22 protein-coding genes are annotated in these 20,164 nt (G+C 70.7%); 8 read left to right on the top strand and 14 right to left on the bottom strand.

The features are described 5' to 3' along the window. The first annotated feature begins 175 nt into the window (after window positions 1-175). Window positions 176-952, top strand: coding sequence for a 3-hydroxyacyl-CoA dehydrogenase (locus tag BV907_RS08950; RefSeq protein WP_077489377.1), 777 nt, complete (start codon window positions 176-178; stop codon window positions 950-952). A gap of 80 nt (window positions 953-1,032) precedes the next feature. Here BV907_RS08950 and BV907_RS08945 read toward each other — a convergent pair whose 3' ends face one another. From BV907_RS08945 to BV907_RS08935, 3 genes are read right to left on the bottom strand one after another with little or no spacing between them, the layout of a single operon-like run. Then, window positions 1,033-1,839, bottom strand: coding sequence for a DUF1684 domain-containing protein (locus tag BV907_RS08945; protein WP_077489376.1), 807 nt, complete (start codon window positions 1,837-1,839; stop codon window positions 1,033-1,035). Between the two features lie 47 nt (window positions 1,840-1,886). Then, window positions 1,887-2,204 (bottom strand): putative antibiotic biosynthesis monooxygenase, encoded by a 318-nt coding sequence (locus BV907_RS08940; RefSeq protein ID WP_077489375.1) that lies wholly within the window; start codon window positions 2,202-2,204, stop codon window positions 1,887-1,889. A 44-nt stretch (window positions 2,205-2,248) separates the two neighbouring features. Beyond that, complete coding sequence (locus BV907_RS08935; protein WP_175637421.1) at window positions 2,249-2,896, bottom strand: LysE family translocator; 648 nt, start codon at window positions 2,894-2,896, stop codon at window positions 2,249-2,251. 22 nt (window positions 2,897-2,918) lie between these two features. Between BV907_RS08935 and BV907_RS08930 the strand changes: the two genes are divergently transcribed. After that, window positions 2,919-3,224 carry a hypothetical protein gene (locus tag BV907_RS08930; protein ID WP_077489373.1) on the top strand — a complete coding sequence of 102 codons (306 nt, stop codon included), beginning with the start codon at window positions 2,919-2,921 and terminating at the stop codon, window positions 3,222-3,224. Window positions 3,225-3,231: 7 nt separating this feature from the next. On the opposite strand, the gene BV907_RS08925 is transcribed toward BV907_RS08930, so the two are convergent. The 3 genes from BV907_RS08925 to BV907_RS08915 form a co-directional block, all read right to left on the bottom strand. Continuing rightward, complete coding sequence (locus BV907_RS08925) at window positions 3,232-3,861, bottom strand: DedA family protein (RefSeq protein WP_077489372.1); 630 nt, start codon at window positions 3,859-3,861, stop codon at window positions 3,232-3,234. 8 nt (window positions 3,862-3,869) lie between these two features. Beyond that, entirely contained in the window at window positions 3,870-4,388 is a 519-nt protein-coding gene (locus tag BV907_RS08920; protein WP_077489418.1) for an O-acetyl-ADP-ribose deacetylase, read from the bottom strand. An 88-nt stretch (window positions 4,389-4,476) separates the two neighbouring features. Continuing rightward, window positions 4,477-5,433 carry a pseudouridine synthase gene (locus BV907_RS08915; RefSeq protein WP_077489371.1) on the bottom strand — a complete coding sequence of 319 codons (957 nt, stop codon included), beginning with the start codon at window positions 5,431-5,433 and terminating at the stop codon, window positions 4,477-4,479. A gap of 160 nt (window positions 5,434-5,593) precedes the next feature. Here BV907_RS08915 and ppc point away from each other — a divergent pair, with 160 nt between their 5' ends. After that, on the top strand, window positions 5,594-8,476 hold the full coding sequence (gene ppc / locus BV907_RS08910; RefSeq protein WP_077489370.1) for a phosphoenolpyruvate carboxylase: 2,883 nt from the start codon (window positions 5,594-5,596) through the stop codon (window positions 8,474-8,476). Between the two features lie 85 nt (window positions 8,477-8,561). After that, window positions 8,562-8,984 (top strand): Hsp20/alpha crystallin family protein, encoded by a 423-nt coding sequence (locus BV907_RS08905; protein WP_077489369.1) that lies wholly within the window; start codon window positions 8,562-8,564, stop codon window positions 8,982-8,984. Between the two features lie 177 nt (window positions 8,985-9,161). On the opposite strand, the gene BV907_RS08900 is transcribed toward BV907_RS08905, so the two are convergent. The 7 genes from BV907_RS08900 to BV907_RS08875 all read right to left on the bottom strand — a co-directional run bounded on the left by BV907_RS08900 (window position 9,162) and on the right by BV907_RS08875 (window position 14,949). Further along, a complete protein-coding gene (locus tag BV907_RS08900) occupies window positions 9,162-9,965 on the bottom strand; it encodes an IclR family transcriptional regulator (protein WP_077489368.1) in 804 nt (267 codons plus the stop codon). Between the two features lie 72 nt (window positions 9,966-10,037). After that, entirely contained in the window at window positions 10,038-10,925 is an 888-nt protein-coding gene (locus BV907_RS08895) for a glycine betaine ABC transporter substrate-binding protein (protein ID WP_077489367.1), read from the bottom strand. Between the two features lie 63 nt (window positions 10,926-10,988). Further along, window positions 10,989-11,888: an ABC transporter permease gene (locus BV907_RS08890; RefSeq protein ID WP_077489366.1), complete on the bottom strand. Its 900-nt coding sequence runs from the start codon at window positions 11,886-11,888 to the stop codon at window positions 10,989-10,991. Then, window positions 11,878-12,984, bottom strand: a complete 1,107-nt coding sequence (locus BV907_RS08885) for a quaternary amine ABC transporter ATP-binding protein (protein WP_245827871.1) — start codon at window positions 12,982-12,984, stop codon at window positions 11,878-11,880. Before BV907_RS08885 ends, BV907_RS08890 begins: the two co-directional genes overlap by 11 nt. Next, on the bottom strand, window positions 12,981-13,409 hold the full coding sequence (locus BV907_RS08880) for an ester cyclase (RefSeq protein ID WP_077489365.1): 429 nt from the start codon (window positions 13,407-13,409) through the stop codon (window positions 12,981-12,983). The genes BV907_RS08885 and BV907_RS08880 overlap by 4 nt, the downstream gene beginning before the upstream one ends. Then, on the bottom strand, window positions 13,406-13,552 hold the full coding sequence (locus BV907_RS18830; RefSeq protein WP_175637420.1) for a hypothetical protein: 147 nt from the start codon (window positions 13,550-13,552) through the stop codon (window positions 13,406-13,408). Before BV907_RS18830 ends, BV907_RS08880 begins: the two co-directional genes overlap by 4 nt. Window positions 13,553-13,614: 62 nt before the next feature. After that, window positions 13,615-14,949 carry an NtaA/DmoA family FMN-dependent monooxygenase gene (locus BV907_RS08875; RefSeq protein WP_342745541.1) on the bottom strand — a complete coding sequence of 445 codons (1,335 nt, stop codon included), beginning with the start codon at window positions 14,947-14,949 and terminating at the stop codon, window positions 13,615-13,617. Window positions 14,950-15,175: 226 nt separating this feature from the next. Between BV907_RS08875 and dapA the strand changes: the two genes are divergently transcribed. The 4 genes from dapA to BV907_RS08855 all read left to right on the top strand — a co-directional run bounded on the left by dapA (window position 15,176) and on the right by BV907_RS08855 (window position 19,147). After that, window positions 15,176-16,090 (top strand): 4-hydroxy-tetrahydrodipicolinate synthase, encoded by a 915-nt coding sequence (dapA, locus tag BV907_RS08870; protein ID WP_077489364.1) that lies wholly within the window; start codon window positions 15,176-15,178, stop codon window positions 16,088-16,090. A gap of 40 nt (window positions 16,091-16,130) precedes the next feature. Further along, window positions 16,131-17,636 (top strand): aminobutyraldehyde dehydrogenase, encoded by a 1,506-nt coding sequence (locus BV907_RS08865; RefSeq protein WP_077489363.1) that lies wholly within the window; start codon window positions 16,131-16,133, stop codon window positions 17,634-17,636. 156 nt (window positions 17,637-17,792) lie between these two features. Further along, window positions 17,793-18,419, top strand: coding sequence for a winged helix-turn-helix domain-containing protein (locus BV907_RS08860; protein ID WP_077489362.1), 627 nt, complete (start codon window positions 17,793-17,795; stop codon window positions 18,417-18,419). Beyond that, complete coding sequence (locus tag BV907_RS08855; RefSeq protein ID WP_077489361.1) at window positions 18,416-19,147, top strand: SRPBCC family protein; 732 nt, start codon at window positions 18,416-18,418, stop codon at window positions 19,145-19,147. The genes BV907_RS08860 and BV907_RS08855 overlap by 4 nt, the downstream gene beginning before the upstream one ends. Here BV907_RS08855 and BV907_RS08850 read toward each other — a convergent pair. Beyond that, entirely contained in the window at window positions 19,144-20,139 is a 996-nt protein-coding gene (locus BV907_RS08850; protein ID WP_245827870.1) for a polysaccharide deacetylase family protein, read from the bottom strand. The two genes, BV907_RS08855 and BV907_RS08850, sit on opposite strands and share 4 nt — an antisense overlap. Window positions 20,140-20,164 lie beyond the last annotated feature (25 nt).

The following is a 20,164-nucleotide window of genomic DNA, read 5'->3' as shown; positions in this document are numbered from 1 at the left end:
TGGCCTCGATCGCGTGTGAAACTGCATAACTCAGGTGCGCCTGAGGGTGAATCGGACCTGTTTCCGGCGTGACGTGTGCAGCTTCGCCCGCGCTCGCTTCTGCCGTCCTCGTGACGGACCTCACGCGGCTGGCTAGGATGGCCCCAGTTAGCGATGATTAACTCAAGGGGGAGCGATGGAGCTTCAGGGAACGACGGCGCTCGTCACGGGCGGCGCCTCGGGGCTGGGGGCGGCGACGGTGCGGCGCCTGCATGCAGGCGGGGCGGCGGTCGTGATTGCCGACCTCCCGGGAAGTGCTGGGGCCGAGCTGGCCGCCGAGCTCGGCGAGCGGGCGGCGTTCGCCCCCGCCGACGTGACGGACGAGGAGCAGGTGCGTGCCGCCGTCGCGCGCGCGAGTCAGCTCGGGCCGCTGCGCGTCGTCGTGAACTGCGCGGGGATCGCGACGCCGGGCAAGGTCCTCGGGCGCGAGGGCGTGCTCGCGCTCGAGCAGTTCGAGCGCGTCATCCGGGTCAACCTCCTCGGCACGTTCAACGTCGTCCGGCTCGCGGCCGAGGCCATCGCCGCCACCGACCCAGTCGAGACGGAGCTGGGCGGGCCGGAGCGCGGGGTCATCGTGAACACGGCCTCGGTCGCGGCGTTCGACGGGCAGATCGGCCAGCCGGCTTACGCGGCGTCGAAGGGCGGTGTGCACGCGATGACGCTCCCGCTCGCGCGCGAGCTCGCGCGGCACCTCATCCGCGTCGTGACCATCGCCCCGGGCATCTTCGCCACGCCCATGATGGCCGGCCTGCCCGCCGAGGCGCAGGAGTCCCTGGGCAAGCAGATCCCGCATCCGTCCCGCCTCGGCCGGCCTGAGGAGTATGCGGGCCTCGTCGCCCACATCGTGGACAACGCGATGCTCAATGGTGAGACGATCCGGCTCGACGGCGCGATCCGCATGGCCCCACGGTGACCCCGCGTCGCAGGGAGGTGACCCCGCGTCACAGGGAGGTGACCCCGCGTCACAGGGAGGTGACCCCGGGTTGCAGGGCCCTACCCCGCGTTCGGGAGTTTCTCCCCCGCCTCGACGGCGAGGTCCAGAGAGTTCCCCTTGACCGGCATGGGGCACGTGCCGAAGGGCGTGAACGCGCTCGGGTAGTTGATGGCGCGGTTGAAGTCCACGATCACCGTCCCGTCCGGCCGGGGTGCGGCGGTCGTGACCTTGCGCCAGTCGTCCGTGCCCTGGCCGTTCGTCTCGTCGTGGAACGTGATCGTCAGGTCCTTGAGCCGTCCCTGCTCGGCCTGGAGCCGGTACTCGTGCCCGTGCCGGTGGAACACGACCTCCCCGGCCGAGGTGTGCACGCCGTCGACCAGCGGGTTCGCCGTCGAGATCGGCACCTTGCGCGGTTCCGGATACGGCTCCCAGCGGGCCTCGATGACCCACTCGGGGGCGTAGTCGTAGACCGGCACGCCGCGGAACTCGGTGAGCGTGGGCGACTGGGAGTCGCGCGTGCGGATCGCGTAGGAGCCGCCGCGCATCACGAGCTCGACGACGATCGTGCCGTACCGCACCCAGTTGAGGGACTCCTCGTTGTCCAGGTGCGCGGCGAACGTCCCATCCACGGGGTCGCCCTCCTCGACGAAGACGAGGCCTTCATCGGCACGGGCCGTGAGCACGGCGGTCTCAAGCCCCGTGGACTCGTCCGTGTGCCACAGTCCCGGGACGAACTCCATCGGGGAGGGCTCGGGCGTGAGCCATTGGAGGGACGTGAGCGAGAGCCAGCCGTGTTCCTCGGCGAGGGCGTTGTTGCGGTTGTCGCGGAAGCGCTGCCAGCGTTCGAGCTGAGAATCCTCGGTCATGCACCGACAATGCCACGCCGGCCGGGGGAATTCCCAGACCCTGAGGGTTACTTCCGCGACCGGGCCCGCAGCCCGAGGTAGGCCCCCATGAGCCTGGGGACGACGACGTACACGGCGAGCGGCACCACGACCAGCGTGAGCCCCAGGGCGCGCAGCACCGGGTGCCAGCCCTCCATGAGCGGCCCCAAGGCCCACAGTCCGAGCGCCACGAGCGGGAAGATCGCGAGCCAGGTCACGAGCGCTCGCTCGTGCACAGTGGGGACGGCCGGGCTCGTTGCGCTCGACGGCGCGTGGGCACCAGAGGCACCAGAGGGGGTGGCGGCGGTCTGGCTCGGGGCTGGGGCGAGGTCCTGGGAAGTCGTCACAAGGGTCCCCAACCCGCCGACCGGCCGATCTGTTCCCGGGCCGCCTATGCGTGCCGCGGCTCGAGCACGGCGGCGACGCCGAAGGCCCCTAGGACGGTCCCGGTGACCCGGTCGATCCACCGCCGGAACTGCGCCCCGTTGAGCCACTTGGAGAAGAACTGCGCGGCGGTCACGATCGCGGCGAACCACACGATGGCCTCGAGGTTGCTGACAGCCGTGAGCGCCAGGCCCATGAGCACGGGCGGGACGTCCGGGACGAGGAACTGCGGGATCACGGCGATGCAGAACATCCCGTACTTCGGGTTGAGCAGGTTCGAGACGAAGCCCTTGGCCCACGTCCGCCGCAGCGGCTCGAAGCTGTGGTGAGGGAGCACCCCGGGCGGCAGGTCGGCGTCGTCCCCCGCGAACGAGGCGCGCCACAGCCCCACGCCGAGCCACACCATGTACGCGGCGCCGGCGAGGCGCAGGATGTCGTAGGCGACGGTCGAGACCGTCAGGAGGGCCGAGACGCCCGTCGCTGCCGCCGCGCCCCAGACGAACGCGCCGGTGATCATGCCGAGCGCGGCGGTGTAGGCGTGGCGGCGGCCCTGGCTGATCGTGTACCGGAGCACGAGAGCCGTGTCAGTCCCCGGGATGATCGTGATGAGTGCCGCGATCGCAGCGAAGCCAAGGAGGGAGTCCGTCAGGGTCACCGTCCAAGGATACGGTGGGCCCATGCCGAGCTACCGCGCCGTCCTGCAGATCACCGGCCTTCGCCCCGGGAACGCCCCAGAGCGGGTCATGGAGGCGGCGAAGGAGGCTGTCGGGTCGCTGCACCTCGTGGAGGGGGACCGGCTCGACGTCGTCAAAGGCGTCCCCCAGATCACCGTGCGGTACCTCGTCGAGGCCGCGAACGACGGCGACGAGCTCGCCGCGGCGCGCGCCGCCGCCCTCGTCATGCAGGACGCCGTCGAGGACGTCGCGACGACCGGGCGGCTCCAGGTCCTGCGCCGGCGCCGCGGGGCGTGGGTGCCGGTGTAGGGCGGCGCTACTCGGCGGCCTCGCTGCCGAGGGGCCGCCCGCTGTCCCGGCGCCGCCGGTGCCGCGCGGCCGCGACGGCCGCGATGCACAGGCCGACCGTGAGGCCGATCCCCGCCCCGATCGCGCCGCTCGCCCAGAACGGAAGGCCCGTCGCATGGCCCGTGACGAAGCCCAGCCCCACGTGCCACGCCGCCCACAGGACCCCGCCGACGGCGGTGCTCGCCGCGAAGCCGCGCGGGGAGACCTCGGCGATCCCCGCCGTCGCGCTCGTGGCGAGCCGCCCGCCGGGGAGGAATCTGGCCCCGATGATCGCGCCGTAGGTCGAGGACTTGCCGAAGCGCTCGACGGCGTCGTGGATCGTCCGGTGCGTGCGGCGGCCCCAGCCCGTGCGGTCGAGCAGGCCGGTGAGCCGCCGCCGGAACACGAGGTAGACGCCGAGGTCGGAGAGCCACGAGCCCACGGCGGCGACGGCCACGAGCAGGATGGGGTTGGCCCGGCCCTCGGCCGCGATGGTCCCAGCTGTGATCAGCGCGATCTCCGAGGGCACGGGCGGGAGGAAGCCGTCGAGGACGATGATCGGCAGGAGCCATGCGAACAGCCAGGGGCCCGTGAGGTCGGCGGCGACGTCGGGTCCCATGGCCGCGGTCAGCCGAGCTCGTTGAGGGCGGTGCGGAACTCAGCGGCCATCTCGGCGCCGAAGAGGACGAACTCGACGAGCTCGAGGCTGCCCGGCTCGGCGGAGTGGACCGTCCCGACGGCGGTCTCCGCGACGGTCCGGCGGTCCCAGCCGTAGATCCCGGCCGAGATCGCGGGGAACGCGACGGACGCCGCGCCGAGCTCCCGCGCGACCCGCAGGCTCTCGGCGAAGCACGAGGCGAGGAGCTCGGGATCGCGCTCGCCGACGTGCCAGTTGGGGCCGACCGTGTGGATGACCCAGCGGGCCGGGAGCCGGAAGCCCGGTGTCGCGACGGCGGCGCCCACGGGAAGCCCGTCCGGCAGCTCGGCGCGGCGCAGCTCCCGGCATGCCTCGAGCAGCTCGGGGCCTGCGGCCCGATGGATGGCGCCATCCACGCCGCCGCCGCCCAGGAGCGAGGAGTTGGCCGCGTTCACGATCGCGTCCACGGCCCGCGTGGTGATGTCACCTTCGACGATCTCGATGCGCATGGAACCAGTGTGCGCCACGGTGACCCCGGTGGTCGGGAGGTGACCCCGCATCGCAGGGAGGTGACCCCGCATCGCAGGCACCGCGGGGTCAGACCGGCGGGGCTTCCTGGAGCCCGAGCCGGCTGCGGAACTCGGTCTCGGCCCTTGTGAGCGGGTCGCGGTACCGGATCCCGCGGGCGAGGAGCTGGAGCGGGCGCGCGTAGTCGTCGGGGGCCTTGTCCAGGAGCACTGGATAGAACGGGTCGTGCATGATCCCCGCCCCGAGCCCGGCCATGTGCACGCGCAGCTGGTGCGTCTTGCCCGTGTGCGGCTCGAGCCGGAACAGCGCCCGCGGCGCCTCCGCCGGCCCGCCCACGCGCTCGAGGCTCACGCGCGTCTCGGCGTTCGGCTCGCCGTCCACGACCGAGGCGAGCAGGTAGTCGCGCCGCTTCTCCATGCGGTTGCGCACGACGACGGGCGCGGAGAACCGCTGGGAGAAGCCCGCGCCGTCGTGCGCACCACCCAGAGGATGACGCGGCACGGCGGAGACGCACTCGTACTCCTTGACGACCGCGCGCCGCTCGAAGAGGACCTGGTACTTCCCGCGCGTGGCCGGGTTGACCGAGAACAGCAGCACCCCGGCGGTCATGCGGTCGAGGCGGTGCATGGGGATCAGGTCCGGCAGGTCCAGGGCGTTGCGCAGCCGCACGAGCGCGGACTCCTGGATGTACGTCCCGCCCGGGGTCGTGGGCAGGAAGTGCGGCTTATCCACGACGAGCACGTGCTCGTCCCGGTGCAGGATGGCGAGCTCGACCGGCAGCCGCTCCTCTTCGGGGAGCGTGCGGTAGTACCAGATGAAGGTGTGCTCGGCCAGAGGCGTGCCGCGGTGCAGCGGCGAGCCGTCGGCGGCGACGATCTCCCCGCCGTCGAACCTCGCGAGGATCCCCTCGGGGTCGATGTGCCCCCAGCGGTGCAGCATGTAGTCCAGCGCCGTCTCCCAGCCGTGCTCGGGCAGGCGCAGGCGCGTCGCGTTGACGCCGTCGCGCACGGGGAGGGGGGATGCCATCACCCATCTAGGGTACCGGTGAAGGGGAATCGGGCAGCCAGCATGCGGACGCCCGGGGCGGGGGCGGGAGGGGCTCCGGTATCCTCGTTCGCTGGAAACTAGTAGTCTGGCTCACAGTATCCAGCGCCGCATACGAGCCCCTCACCCGCTGGAGTCGCCCATGCCTGCGCCCGCCGATGCCCCGGAAGCCGCAGCGGAAGCCCGCGCCGGGGACGCCGCCCCCGCCGCGGCGCCCGCGGCAGAACTCAGGGCCGACGTCCGCCGCGTCTCGACCCTCCTGGGCGAGTCGCTCGTGCGCCAGCACGGCCCCGAGCTCCTGCGCCTCGTCGAGGAGGTCCGCCTCCTGACCAAGGAGTCGAAGGAGGCGGCCCGGGGCGGCGCGGGCGCGCTGGGGCCGTGGAACGCGGCCGACGTCGCGCAGCAGGTCCGCGAGCTGCTCGCCTCCCTGCCGCTCGACGAGGCGACCGAGCTCGTGCGCGCCTTCGCGTTCTACTTCCACCTGGCGAACGCGGCGGAGCAGCTGCACCGCGTGCGCGAGCTCGGAGGCCGGGCGGAGGACGCCGGCTGGCTCGCCTCCGCGGTCCGGGACATTGCCGAGCAGGTCGGGCCCGAGGGACTCCAGCAGGCGGTCGACAGGCTCGACGTCCGGCCCGTGTTCACCGCCCACCCCACTGAGGCCTCGCGCCGGTCCGTACTCGACAAGCTGCGCGCGATCTCCCGGACCCTCGCCGTGCCGTCCACCGAAGGAACGGCGCTGCGCCGCCGCCAGGACCGCCACCTCGCCGAGCTGATCGACCAGATGTGGCAGACCGACGAGCTGCGCCAGGTCCGCCCGAGTCCGCTCGACGAGGCCCGCAACGCCGTCTACTACCTCGGCGAGATCCTCACCGACGCCATGCCGCACGTCCTCGACGAGCTCTCGGGACTGCTCGCCGAGCATGGCGTGTCCCTCCCCGAGGACCGGGCGCCGCTGCGCTTCGGCTCGTGGATCGGCGGCGACCGGGACGGCAACCCCAACGTCACCCCCGAGGTCACGGGCGAGATCCTCGCGCTGCAGAACCAGGCGGCGGTGCGCATCGCCGTCGGCCTCGTGGACGAGCTCATCAGCACGCTCTCGAACTCGACGGCGCTGGCCGGCGTCGAGCCCGCGCTTGAGGAGTCGATCCGCGTGGACCTCGAGAAGCTGCCGGGTCTCGACAAGCGGATCCTCGCGCTCAACGCGCAGGAGCCCTACCGGCTCAAGCTCACGTGCATCAAGGCCAAGCTGCTCAACACGGGCCGCCGCGTGGCCGCCGGGACGCCGCACGAGCCCGGGCGGGACTACGTCAACGCCGACCAGCTCGGCGCGGACCTCGCAGTGCTCGAGCACTCGCTGCGCGCCCACGCCCCGCTCGCGGCCGACGGCGTGCTCGCCACGACGCGCCGCGTGCTCTCCTCGTTCGGGCTGCACCTCGCGACGCTCGACATCCGCGAGCACGCCGACTACCACCACGAGGCCGTGGGCCTCCTGCTCGACCCCCTCGCCGAGCTGTCCCGCCCGTACACCGAGCTGCCGCGCGCCGAGCGACGCCGGATCCTCGCGCAGGAGCTCGGCTCGCGCCGCCCGCTCTCGGGCCACCCCGTCGAGCTGCCCGGCCACGCGGGCCGGGTGTACGAGACGATGCGCGTCATCCGCCAGGCCCGCCGCGTCTACGGCCCGGACGTCATCGAGACCTACATCGTCTCCATGACCCGCGGCGCGGACGACGTCCTGGCCCCCGCGCTCCTGGCCCGCGAGGCCGGGCTCGTGCGGCTCTACGGCGAGGCGCCGTACGCGCACGTGGGCTTCGCGCCGCTGCTCGAGACGGTCGAGGAGCTGCGCGCCTCCGCGGAGATCATTGACCAGCTGCTCTCGGAACCGGCCTACCGCGAGATCGTGCGCCTGCGCGGGGACGTGCAGGAGGTCATGCTCGGCTATTCGGACTCGAACAAGGAGTCCGGCGTGCTCACGAGCCAATGGGAGATCCACAAGACCCAGCGCAGGCTGCGCGACGTCGCCGCCCGGCACGGCGTGCGCCTGCGCCTCTTCCACGGCCGCGGCGGATCGGTGGGCCGCGGCGGCGGCCCGACCTACGAGGCGATCCTGGCCCAGCCCAACGGCGTCCTCGAGGGCGAGATCAAGTTCACCGAGCAGGGCGAGGTGATCAGCGACAAGTACTCGCTGCCCGAGCTCGCGCGGGAGAACCTCGAGCTCTCGCTCGCCGCCGTCATGCGCGCGTCGGCCCTGCACGTCGCGCCCCGCACGACCGTGGACGAGCGGGAGCGCTACTCCGGGGTCATGGACCTCATCTCGGATGCGGCGTTCGCGCGGTACCGGAGCCTCATCGAGGACCCCGACCTGCCCGCCTACTTCCTGGCCTCGACGCCGGTCGAGCAGCTCGGCCAGCTGAACATCGGCTCGCGCCCGTCCAAGCGTCCCGACTCGGGCGCGGGCCTCGAGGGCCTGCGCGCGATCCCGTGGGTCTTCGGCTGGACCCAGTCGCGGCAGATCGTGCCCGGCTGGTTCGGCGTCGGCTCGGGCCTCAGGGCCGCCCGGGCTGCGGGCAAGGAGGCCGAGCTCCGCGAGATCGCCGAGCGCTGGCACTTCTTCCGCTCGGTCATCTCCAACGTCGAGATGACCCTCGCGAAGACGGACCTCGAGATCGCCTCGCACTACGTCTCGACCCTCGTGCCGCCCCCGCTGCACCACGTCTTCGAGGCCATCCGGGCGGAGTACGAGCTGACCGTGGCCGAGGTCGAGTGGCTCACGGGGGAGTCCGAGCTCCTCGATGCGACGCCGACGCTCAAGCGAACGCTCGAGATCCGGGACCAGTACCTCGATCCGATCAGCTACCTGCAGGTCGAGCTGCTGCGAAGGATTCGCGAGAACAGCATGCGTCAGGAGCGCACCAGCGAGGAGGGCGCGGGGGGCCAGGCGGCCGATTCGGAGACCGCCGAGAGGCTTCAGCGTGCCCTGCTCATCACGATCAACGGCGTCGCCGCCGGCCTGCGCAACACGGGCTGAGAGAGGGGTTTCCCCTGCGCCACGGGCGTCCGATCCTTAAAGGGGCGGCCCGCTCCAAGGTGTCTCGCAGGGAAAGGGGAAGGCGATGTCAGAGTTGACCAAGTGGTTTGACAGCCGCCGCACGCCGTTCGAGCTGATCGAGCGGCTCTTCGAAGGGGATGCGTCCAGCGCTGCCATCAAGGTCGAGGAGGTTCAGGAGGGCGACGCCCTCGTGGTCAGGGCCGAGCTCCCGGGCATCGACCCCGAGAAGGACGTCGACGTGAGCATCACGGACGACGGGCTGCACATCAGGGCGTACCGGGAGGAGAGGGCGGAACAGAAGGACAAACACTCGTACCGCAGTGAGTTCCGGTACGGCTCGTTCTCCCGCACGGTCCCGCTGCCCGAGGGCGCGACGGCGGACGACGTCACCGCGACCTACAAGGACGGCGTCCTCGAGGTCCGCGTGCCCGTCCCCGCCCAGCCGTCCCCGCCGCCGTCGTCCAAGATCCAGGTCAAGCGCGGCTGACCAACTCGGGTACGTATCTCGTCGCCCTCAGGGCAATCCGGGTACGACGCCGGGTGCCCGGCCCGCGCGGGCCGGGCACCCGGCGTCGTGCGTACCAGAAACGAAGGCGAGCGTCTCCCGTCCTGCCCCCGCCCCGCCTGCGGGTACCCTCGGACCGGAGCTTTGAGGTTTGCTGCGTCAAGCGCTTGCCGGCATGGTGCTCGTCAGCTGATGGGTCAGCTGCTTGGCGGCGTCGAGCAAGGTCCCCAGACGGCGTTGGATGGTGTCCTCGACGTCGATCCGATGCTTCGGGGCGACCATGGCCAGCGCTGCGAAGAGTTGGCCGACGTTGTCCCGGAGCGGGACGGCGATCGCGAAGATGCCGTCCTCGAGCTCGTCGTCGATGTGTGCCCATCCTTGCTGCCGGACACGGTCGAGCTCTGCGTGCAGTTGGCCCATGTCCGTGATGGTGCGGGCAGCCAGCTTGGGCAGCTCCCCGCCGATGACGCTCGTCACCTGTTCGGGGCTGAGTTCGGCCAGGAGCAGCTTTCCGGTGGCCGAGGCGTAGAGGGGCCAGCGCATGCCGCGCATGTCGGACATCGTCACCCCGATGGTGCGGGGCGACTCCTGGAGGACGAGGTCGTAGTCGAAGAGGCCCTGGCGCAGGCTGAGCGTCACCGTCTCTCCGAGCCCTTCGGCCAGGGCGTGGACGGTGTCCCGTACCCGGGCGACGAGCCCGGCGGCCGGGTCCGCAGACCGTGCGACGCGGGCCAGGTCCCAGCCCAGCGAATAGAGCGTGTCTCTCCGGTCGACGAAGCCCTCCTCCTCGAGGGTCAGCAGGAGCCGGAACACCGTCGGACGAGGCAGACCGACCATCTTGGCCACCTCTGTGGCAGAGCTTCCCCGCGGGCTGACGGCCAAGGCCCGTAGCACGCTGATGGCGCGTGCTACGGACCTGTTGGCGCTGATGGTGCTCTTGGACCGTGGGTCCTGGTCGCTCACGGGAGAGGCTGCCTTCCGAGTTGTTTTCTCTCAGGCTAGCCGCCTCCCGGCGATTTCCGCTCGGCGCTGCGGTCAGCTGGCGCTGTCGAACCAGCTGTCCGCCGTCTTGCGGTTCTCGGGCGTCTCGAGCCACTTCTTGGCGCCCTCGACGGGGTCCTTGGCCTCGCTGACGGCCAGCATGAGGCTCGCGAACTGCTCTTCGCTGAGCTTGCTGTTGGACATCCACGTGACGACCTCGGGCGCCTTCTCCGCGAACTTCTTAGAGAGCACGGGGTAAGAGCCGTCGGGCTTGGGCCAGCCACCCAGGTCGTCCTCAAGCGCTTTGATGGGCATCGAGGCGAAGGCCCAGTGCGGGGTCCACAGGGTTGCCACGACCGGCTCGTTCTTGGCGGCCGCGTCCTTCAGGGCGGCGAGGGCCGCGGGCGTGCTGCCCTCGACGATCGAGAGCTTGTCCTGGGCGCCGTAGGTCTTGAGGACGTCCGGGAGGATCTTCATCATGCCAGCGCCGGCTTCGATGCCGACGACCTTCGACCCGTACTTGTCCGCGTTCGCGACGACCTCGCTGATGGTGTTCTCGGGCACGGATTCGGGGGCTGCGAGCACGAGGCGGTCGTTGTCGAAGAAGGGCTTCTCGGGGATGACGAGCTGGTCCCGGTACTTGTCGACGTACGAGGCGTGCGTGGTGGGCAGCCAGGCATTGAGGTAGCCGTCGAGGTCGCCGCGGGCGATGCCGGAGAAGCCCGCCGCCAGGTCGACGGTCTTGGTCTCGAGCTTGTAGCCGTGCTCGTCGAGCAGCGCGGTCCACAGCCCGGTGATGGCTACGGTGTCATCGAACCCGGGAACTTCGGCAACGGTGATGGTCTTCTCGTTGGCCTGGGGGCCAGCGGCAACGCCCGAGCAGGCGCTCATGGCCGCGGTGAGGGCCGCGCAGGCCAGGGCGGCGCTGATCTTTGTGATCATGTCAGTCTCCAGAGGGTGGAACGGGATAGTGGGTGAAATGGGGGTGAGTAGGGGAAGGTGGGTCTAGCCCGCGGCCGCGGCGACCGGGGCGGTTGCGGCCGCGGCGCGCTGTTCCTTCTTGGCGCGCCGGCTGCGCAGGACGTCGCCGAGGGAGCGGGCGCCGCTCGTGACGCGGTCGAGGTACACGGCGAGGATGACGACGGCGAGGCCGCCTTCGAAGCCGCGGGCGGTGTCCAGCTGGGCCACACCCTGGACGACGACGCCGCCGAGGCCTCCGGCTCCGACGAGCCCTGCGACCACGACCATGGACAGGGCCAGCATGATGACCTGGTTGACCCCGGCCATGATCGAGGAGAAGGCCAGCGGCAGCTGGACGTCCTTGAGGATGAGGCCCTTCTTGGCTCCGAAGGCCATGGCCGCCTCGAGCAGCTCGAGGTCGAGCTTGCGGATGCCGAGCTCGGTCAGGCGCACGGCCGGGGGGACGGCGAACACGATGGTGGCCGCGATGCCGGGAACCATGCCGACGCCGAAGAAGAAGACCGCCGGGATGAGGTACACGAACACGGGCATGGCCTGCATGAGATCGAGGACGGGACGCACGACCGCGCTCACGGTGTTGTTCAGCGCGGCCCAGATCCCCAGGGGGATGCCGATGGCCAGGGAGAACATCACGGACACGAGCACGACGGCGAGGGTGGACATGCTCTCGACCCACAGTCCCATGGCGACGATGACCGCAAACGCCGCCGCCGAGAAGAGCGTCAGGCCCAGGCTCCGTGTCAGGGCGAGGGCGGCGCCGGCGAGCAGGGCGATGATCAGGAAGGGATGCAGGCCGATCAGCACGATCTCCACGGCGCCAACGATCTGGCTCACGAGCCAGGCGACGCCGTCGAAGAACCACCCGACATTGGCCAGCATCCAGTCGATGACCGAGGCGAACCAGTCTCCGATGTTAAAGCGCATGGCTGTACTCCTTGGGGGCGAGGGCTGCAAGGACCGTCTCCGCGGTCACGTGGCCGACCGGTGTTCCGTGCTCGTCGACGACCTCGACCCGCTCTGTCCCCGCCGCCAGGAGCGGGAGCAGCTCGGTCAGCACCGTGGCCTCGGACACGCGCACGGCGTCGTGTCCTGAACGTGCGGGCACGCCCGGCGCGGCGGCGGCCATGCCCGGATCCGGATCCTTGGAGATCATCCCGGCCGTGAGGACTTTGCTGCGGTCGACCTCGGCGACGAATTCCTCGATGTAGGGGTCGGCGGGCGCCTCGAGCAGGTCCAGCGCGGTGCCCGTCTGGACGTTCCTGCCCTGCTTCATGACCATGATCCGGTCGCCGAGGTACATGGCCTCGTTGAGATCGTGGGTGACGAAGACGATCGTCTTCTTGAAGTTGCGCTGCAGCTTGACCAGGAGTTCCTGCATGTCCTTGCGGATGAGTGGGTCGAGGGCGCTGAAGGGCTCGTCCATGAGCAGGATCTCGGCGTCCGTGGCCAGGGCGCGGGCGAGGCCGACGCGCTGCTTCATGCCTCCGCTGAGCTGGTCGGGCATCGCGTGGATGCGGTCGCCGAGCCCCACGAGGGTCAGGGCCTCGGCGGCCTTGGCCTCCCGGGTGGCCCTGTCCACGCCGCGGACCTTGAGGCCGAAGGCGACGTTGTCGATGAGGGACTTGTGCGGGAAGAGCCCGAAGTGCTGGAAGACCATGTTGATGGTCTGGTTCCTGTACGCGCGCAGCTGGGCGGGCGGAAGTGAGCGGACGTCCCTGCCGTCGACGGTGATGGACCCGTCGCTGGCGTCGATGAGCCGGTTCAGCATGCGGATGATGGTCGACTTCCCCGAGCCGGACAGGCCCATGATGACGAAGATCTGCCCGCGCTTCACGTCGAAGGAGACATCGTCGACGGCGGTGAACCCCTTCGCCTGGGACCTTCTGCCCGGCAGCCCAAGCCTGGCGGACTTGCCCAGGCTGTAGACCTTGGTGAGGTGGTCCACCCGGATGAAGGGGCCTTCTGTGTTCATGGCGTCCCCGCGATCGCCTGCCGGTGCCTTGACGGGTGCGGCGCTCACGCGTTCCTCCTGATCTGCTCGCCGAGATGCCAGATGTTCATGGAGGAGAGGAGCTCCCGGGGGTCCCAGACGGTCCATTCCTCGGTGATGAGCCCGTCTCGGTGGCGCAGGAACGACGCGCCGTTGACGGTCACCGTGCGGTTCGTGGGCGGGACGCCCATGAACGTCCCGGTGTGCGTGCCGACGCTCTGCCAGTGGATGGCGATGAGGTCGTCGCCTTCGACGGCGTGCAGGACCTCGACCGTGAAGTCCGTGAACGCGGCGTGGGAATCCTCGACCTGGCGGAGGACGTCGGGGAGGGACACGTCCGCGCCGCCCTTCGAGTGGCGGACGTAGCCCTCGGCGGTGATGCGCTCGAAGGCGCTCGTGTCGCCGTCGCCCCAGGCGCGGCTCCAGGCCTCGGTGATGGTCTGCAGCATGGTCATCGGTCTTCTGCTTTCTGGGTGGGTGTGGGTGCGGGTGCGGGGGTGGGCGTGGGCCAGAGCGTGAACTCGCCGAACGTGCCTCCGCGGAACACGAGGGCCTCCCCGGTGCCGGGCTCCATCGCGGTGACGGAGCCGACGATCATGTAGGCGCTGTCCTCACGGGGCCTTGACTGAGAGGGCGTCGCGGTAGGCGGCGCCGGGATGGTCAGCGGCCAGCCGGGCCTGGCCGGCGCCGAAGAGGTTCTCGCGCAGGGTCGAGCCGTCGTAGCCCGTGCGCATCAGCCCTCGCTGCTGCAGCTCGGGGACGACGACGTCGACGAAGTCCTTGATGTCCTGGTACTTGACCGCGTGCGCGATGTTGAAGCCGCTGATGCCGGTCTCGTTGACCCAGGAGGTGAGCTCGTCGGCGACTGTCTGGGGGCTGCCCACGATGACGGGGGACGTGCCGTCCGATGCCGATGTAGTCGGCGATGTCCCGTGGCGTCCACTCCTTGGTGGGGTCCATCTTCGAGAACAGGTCGACCATGGTCTGGCCGGCGTTGGTCTTGACGTTCTTGAAGGGCACGTCCGGGTCGAAGGCGGACATGTCGAGCCCGGCCCAGCCGCTGTAGCGGGCCATGGCGCCCTCGTAGGAGACGTAGCTCTTGTACTCCTCGTACTTCGCCTGGGCCTCGGCGTCGGTCGGCGCCGTGATGACCGTGATCATCTGCAGCACGGCGATGTGCGACGGGTCGCGGCCGGCCTCGACGGCCTTCGCGCGGAGGGTGTCTACCTGCTTCTTGAGCCCGGCCTTGGACGTCGCGTTCATGAACACGGCCTCCGCGGTGGCGGCCGCGAGGGCCACGCCCTTGCTCGAGCCGCCGGCCTGGAAGATGACCGGGGTGCGCTGCGGGGACGGCTCGCACAGGGCGATGCCGGGGACGGTGAAGTGCTTGCCCTGATGCCCGATCGGGTGGATGCGCGTCGGGTCCGTGTAGGTGCCGGAGGCGGCGTCGGCCGGGACGGAGCCGTCCTCCCACGATGCCTCCCAGAGCTTGAGGGCGACCTCGATGAACTCCTCGGCGAGCTCGTAGCGGTCGTCGTGCGCCTTCTGGACGCCGGTGCCCAGGTTCTTCGCGGCGCTGTCCGAGTACGAGGTCACGACGTTCCAGCCGATGCGGCCGTTCGTGAGGTGGTCCAGCGTGGAGAACTTGCGGGCGAGCGCGTAGGGGTGGTCGTACGCCGTCGTCGACGTCACGCCGAATCCCAGGTGCTTGGTCGCCGCGGCCATCGCCGGGATCAGGTAGGCCGGGTCGTTCGCGGGGATCTGCGCGCCGTCCTTGAGGGCGGCATCGACGCTGCCCTTGTAGACGTCGTGGTAGCCGACGTTGTCGGCGAAGAAGATGCCGTCGAAGCACGCGTCCTCGAGCATCTTGGCGTACTCCACCCAGTACTTCAGGGACCTGTAGTCGCGTCCACGGTCTGCCGGGTGCCTCCACAGGCCCGCCGAGAGGTGTGCAGGGCCATTGAAGTCGAAGGCGAAGAGCCTCATCTGGTTCATGGGGGAGTCTTTCGTTCGTTCACCTGTTCACTGAATGAACTAAGTGATTACTCGATGAACAACAAGCTAGGTGAGCGCAGTCACAGCGTCAACAGCCATTCCGCGAAGCGCCTCTGGGGAGTCATGTGACGGCGCTCACTTGACGTTCTCGACCCAGCGACCGTACCTTGAACGGACCGCTCATTCTATGAACGCGACCACGGTCCAGAACAAGGAGAAACCAGGAATGTCAGAGCAACTCAGGGGCATCCTCACGGCCCTGACCGTTCCCTTCGCTGAGGACGGCAGCGTCGACTACCAGCGCCTCCGCGACGTGGTGGAGCGCTCGATCGACGGCGGAGTCCATGGGGTTGTCGCCTGTGGCTCGACGGGCGAAGTCTCGGCGTTGAGCGGCGACGAGCGCCGCCAGATCGTCGAGACGGTCGTCGACCAGACGGCAGGGCGCGTGCCGGTGATCGCCCAGACCGGGGCCACGAGCACCGCTGAGGCCATCGCGCTCTCGCGGCACGCCGCGGCCGCGGGCGCCGACGTCCTCATGACCCTTGCCCCGTACTACGAGCCGCTGTCCCTGGACGAGACGCTCAGGTACTTCCGCGCCGTCGCCGGGTCCGTGGACATCCCGGTCATGCTCTACAACATCCCCTCGGTCACGGGCGTGAATCTGGAGCCCGAGATCGTCGGGAGGCTCGCGCGCGAGGTCGAGAACATCCAGTACGTCAAGAACACGAGTCCGGACGCGGCGCAGTCCGCGCAGCTCATCCACCACTTCGGCGACGTCGTCTCGACCTTCGTCGGTTGGGACACCCTCATCCTGTCCTCGCTCGTCGAGGGCGCGGCCGGTGTCATGGCCGGAACGGCCAACATCATCCCCGCCCGGATCGTCGCGGTCTACGACGCCGTCGCGGCGGGCAGGATCGACATCGCGCGCCAGGAGTGGAACCGCATCTACCCGCTGCTCGACGCGATCATCAGCGGCCCCTTCGTCCCGGCCGTCAAGGCGGCCCTCGCGGCGGACGGGTTCCCGATCGGGGAGCCCCGCGAACCGATGACGCCGCTCGACGCCGAGTCCGCGGCAAGGATTGCGGGGCTCCTTGCGCGGGTGCAGGAAGCACCCGTGCCGACCGTCGGCGTCGTCCGCTGACGCCTTCCCCATCCACCCATCCATGACGGAGGTACAGCCCATGTCCGTTTCAGTTCCCAGCACTACGTCCATCCGGCGCGCCCCGGGGAGCGAGCCGCTCCTCGCATCCGGTGACCTCGCGCCCGCAGGCCACTTCATCAACGGGGCCTTCCAGCCCGGCTCCGGTCCGGCCCGGCAGGTCATCGACCCCTGCACGGGTGAGACCATCGCCTCCGTGGCAGATGGCACCGTCGAGGAGGTCGACGCCGCGGTGGCGGCGGCGCTCGCGGCCAAGGACGCGTGGGGCCGGCTCGTTCCCAAGGAACGCTCCGAGATCCTGCACCGCATCGCCGACCGTCTCGCCGAGAACGCCGAGCTCCTGGCACGCCTCGAGTCCGCCAACTGCGGCAAGCCGTCCATGGTCTCCGAGGACGACGTTGCGGGAACCATCGACACGTTCCGCTTCATGGCCGGCGCGCTCCGGGCGACCACGTCCATGGCCGCCGGCGAGTACGCCCAAGACCACCTGTCCCTCATCCTGCGCGAGCCGCTCGGCGTCGTCGGCGTCGTGACGCCGTGGAACTACCCGCTGCTCATGGCCGCGTGGAAGATCGCGCCGATCCTGGCGGCCGGCAACACCCTGGTCCTCAAGCCCTCGGAGCAGACCCCGCTCACGACGCTCAAGTTCGCCGAGCTGGTCGCCGACATCCTGCCGGCGGGGGTGTTCAACGTGGTCGCGGGCGCTGGGTCCGTCGTCGGCTCCCGCCTCTCGGAGCATCCGAACGTGGACATGATCGCGCTCACTGGCTCGGTCCGGAGCGGCCGGGCCGTGGCCCGCGGCGCCGCTGAGTCCCTCAAGCGCGTCCACCTCGAGCTCGGCGGCAAGGCGCCCGTCGTCGTCTTCGCCGACGCGGAACTCGCCGCGGCCGCCGAGTCGCTGCGCGCCGCCGGCTACTGGAACTCCGGCCAGGAGTGCGGCGCCGGCTGCCGCGTCCTCGTGCACGAGTCCGTCGCCTCGGCGTTCACCGACCTGCTCGTGAAGGAAGTGGGCACGCTCGTGGTGGGCGAGCCGGGTGCCGGCTCCGACGTCGAGATCGGCCCGCTGACGTCCAAGGAGCACTTCGAGCGCGTCCTCGGCTACCTCGAGCGGGCGCAGGCTCAGGGCATCCGCGCCGCCCTCGGTGGCGGGGCGATCGAGGGCCCCGGCTATTTCGTCGCCCCGACTGTCCTCGTCGACGTGCCCGACGGCGCCGAGTGCTCGCGTGAGGAGATCTTCGGCCCCGTCGTGACCGTCGAGACGTTCTCCGACGAGGCCGAGGCGATCGCCCGCGCCAACGACGTGCCCTTCGGCCTCGCCGCCTCGGTCTGGACCAACGACGCCCGGCGCAGCCACAGCGTCGCCTCGAAGCTCGACTTCGGCACCGTCTGGGTCAACTCGCACCTCGTCCTCGCCAACGAGGTCCCCTGGGGCGGGTTCAAGGGCTCCGGCTACGGCCGCGACCTGTCTGTCTACGCCCTGGACGACTACTCAAGGACGAAGCACGTCATGCACCACCAGAGCCGGTGATCCTCACCCGCTGACTCGCGGAGCTCCGAGGGGCCCCTGCCCTTCGCGCCTGGTGCGCGGGAAGCAGGGGCCCTTCCGCGTGGCGCTCCGCTCCTCGGGTCATCCGAATGCCTGAGAGTTCTTGACAAAAAAAATTGTCGGTGGAATCCTCGAGGCATGCAGGATGTCGTGGTCATCGAGGATGCGGCCGCCGCCGCGGCGAGCCTGGACCCGCTCAGGGCGAGGCTCCTGCGGGAGCTGGCCACGCCGTCGTCCGCGGCCGGGCTCGCCGCGAAGGTGGGCCTGCCACGGCAGAAGGTCAACTACCACCTCCGCTCGCTCGAGGAGCACGGGCTCGTGACGCTCGTCGAGGAGCGGCGCAAGGGCAACGTCATGGAGCGGGTGCTCCAGGCGACCGCAGCCGCCTACGTCATCTCGCCCGCCGCGCTCGCCGTGGTCCAGCCGGACCCCGGACACCTGCGCGACCGGTTCAGCGCCTACTGGCTGCTCGCGCTCGCCTCGCGCATGGTGCGCGAGGTCGGCCGGCTCATCGCGGGCGCGGCGGCAGCGCGGAAGCAGCTCGCGACGTTCGCGGTCGACGGCGAGATCGCCTTCGCGTCCGCGGCCGCCCGGGCGGCGTTCGCCGAGGAGCTCGGCGCCGAGGTGGCCCGGCTCGCCGCGAAGTACCATGACGCCGCGGCGCCGGGGGCGCGCAGGCACCGCCTCGTCGTCGCCCTCCACCCCAGCCTCACGGAAGACGCAGGCCCCGCCGAGAACACAGCCGACAAGGAGATCCAGCCATGACCCAGAACGAGAGCCCGCAGAACCACCCCTTCGAGATCGTCCTGGACACCGTGCTCCGCGCGGAGCCCGAGCGGGTCTGGACCGCGGTCACGGACGGCACGGCCGCGTGGATGTACCCCTTCCCGGAGCGCTACCCGCACGAGCGGCTCACCGAGGACTTCCCGGCGCGGCTCGTGCAGCGCATGGAGGGCCCGGACGGCTGGTACAACCAGCTCGAACACGTCCTCACTCCGGGCCCCGACGGCACGCACCTGCACTACGTGCATTCGGGCGTGCTCACCGACGACTGGGAGCAGCAGTACGACGGCGCCGTGAAGCACACGTGGTTCTACCTCCACACGCTCGGGGAGTACCTCGAGCACTTCGACGGCCGCGCGGTCGCCTTCGGCGAGGCCTTCGGGCCCGACGGCGCGACGGCTCCGGACGCGTTCGAGCGGTTCGTCGCGGCCCTCGGGCTCGAGGGCGCGATGCCGGGGGAGAAGCGTGACCTCGACCTTCCCGGCCTGGGCCGCGTCGAGGCCACCGTGGACTACCTCGACGAGAACTTCCTCGGCCTGCGCACCGGGACCGCCCTCGTGCGGGTCTTCGGGCGCAACGCGTTCGGCGACCGCGTGGGCCTGACGGTCCACGACTTCTCCCTCGACACCGCCTCCGAGGACGAGCGGCGGGCGCGCGCCGCGCGGCACGAGGCGGCGTGGGGGACGTACCTCGAGGGCCTGTACGCCTAGTCCGAGCGCGGCCTAGGTGAGACCCCGCGGCGGTGCTTCTGGAAGCCCCCGAGCGCCGCGAGCGTCTCGAAGCGGACACCCCGGGCCAGGAGGTCCGGCAGGGCGCGCGCAAATCCGGCGGCGGTCCCGGATCCGGGGCGGTTCATGTGGCCGATCGAGATGTCTCCCGGCTGGATGGTCGCGAGCCGCGCGGCGACCTGATCGGACGTGAACGTCGCGCCGCCGTCCGCGTTGACGCTGAAGTTGACCGGGAGGCTGCCCAGCGCACGGCAGACCTGTACTGCCACGTCGTCGACGTGCGCGGTTCCGGAGCGGAACCAGGGGATCTCGCGCTGGAGCTCCTGCTCGAGCGCGTCGCGGCTCGCGCGGACCTCCTCGGCGGCCTCGGCGACGTTGGCCGTCCCAGGGATCCCGTAGGCCGCATGACTCCGGACCGAGAGCGGGAGATGCCGGGCCCCATGGCTCCCGATCGCGAAGAGGGGGTCGGCGGCGAGCTCGTGGGCCAGCCCCGGATTCGCGGCCACCCAGCGCGTGTTGAGGAACACGGTCGCGGGCACGCGCTGGGCGCGCAGGGTGGTGATGAGCCGCTCGTCGAACCCGAGGCCCTGCGGGCCCCCGCAGGCGTCGAAGGTCAGCGCCACGCTATGGGGCTCGGTCCTTGTGACCACTCCCGTGACCTCGAGCCCCCATTCGCGCGGCACCGCGGTGCCGAAGCGGGCCACGAGCTCCGCGGTGGACGGGAGGGACGCCCGATCGGGGACGGCGCGCGTGGGGGACGGGACCGCCCGGGCGCTCGCGATGCCGCCAGGGACAGGCATCGAGGTCGAGTCATCCGGGTCCGGGGAGGGGAGGTCGGCCGCCGTCGCTCTGAGGGAGACCAAGGCGTCGGCGTCGGGCGCGCATGCGGCCAGCGTCGGGAGGACGAGGCCGAGCGCGGCGAGGGCGGCTCGGCGGCTGAGGCGGGGCATGGCACGGTCGTGTGACTGGTCCATGGACAAGGAAGATCTCCCGAGGGAA

Origin of the sequence: Sinomonas mesophila (genome assembly GCF_001999765.1) — a bacterium.
Taxonomy (GTDB): domain Bacteria; phylum Actinomycetota; class Actinomycetes; order Actinomycetales; family Micrococcaceae; genus Sinomonas; species Sinomonas mesophila.
The sequence above is the reverse complement of the archived record's forward strand: the minus strand, read 5'-3'. Positions and strand labels throughout refer to the sequence as shown.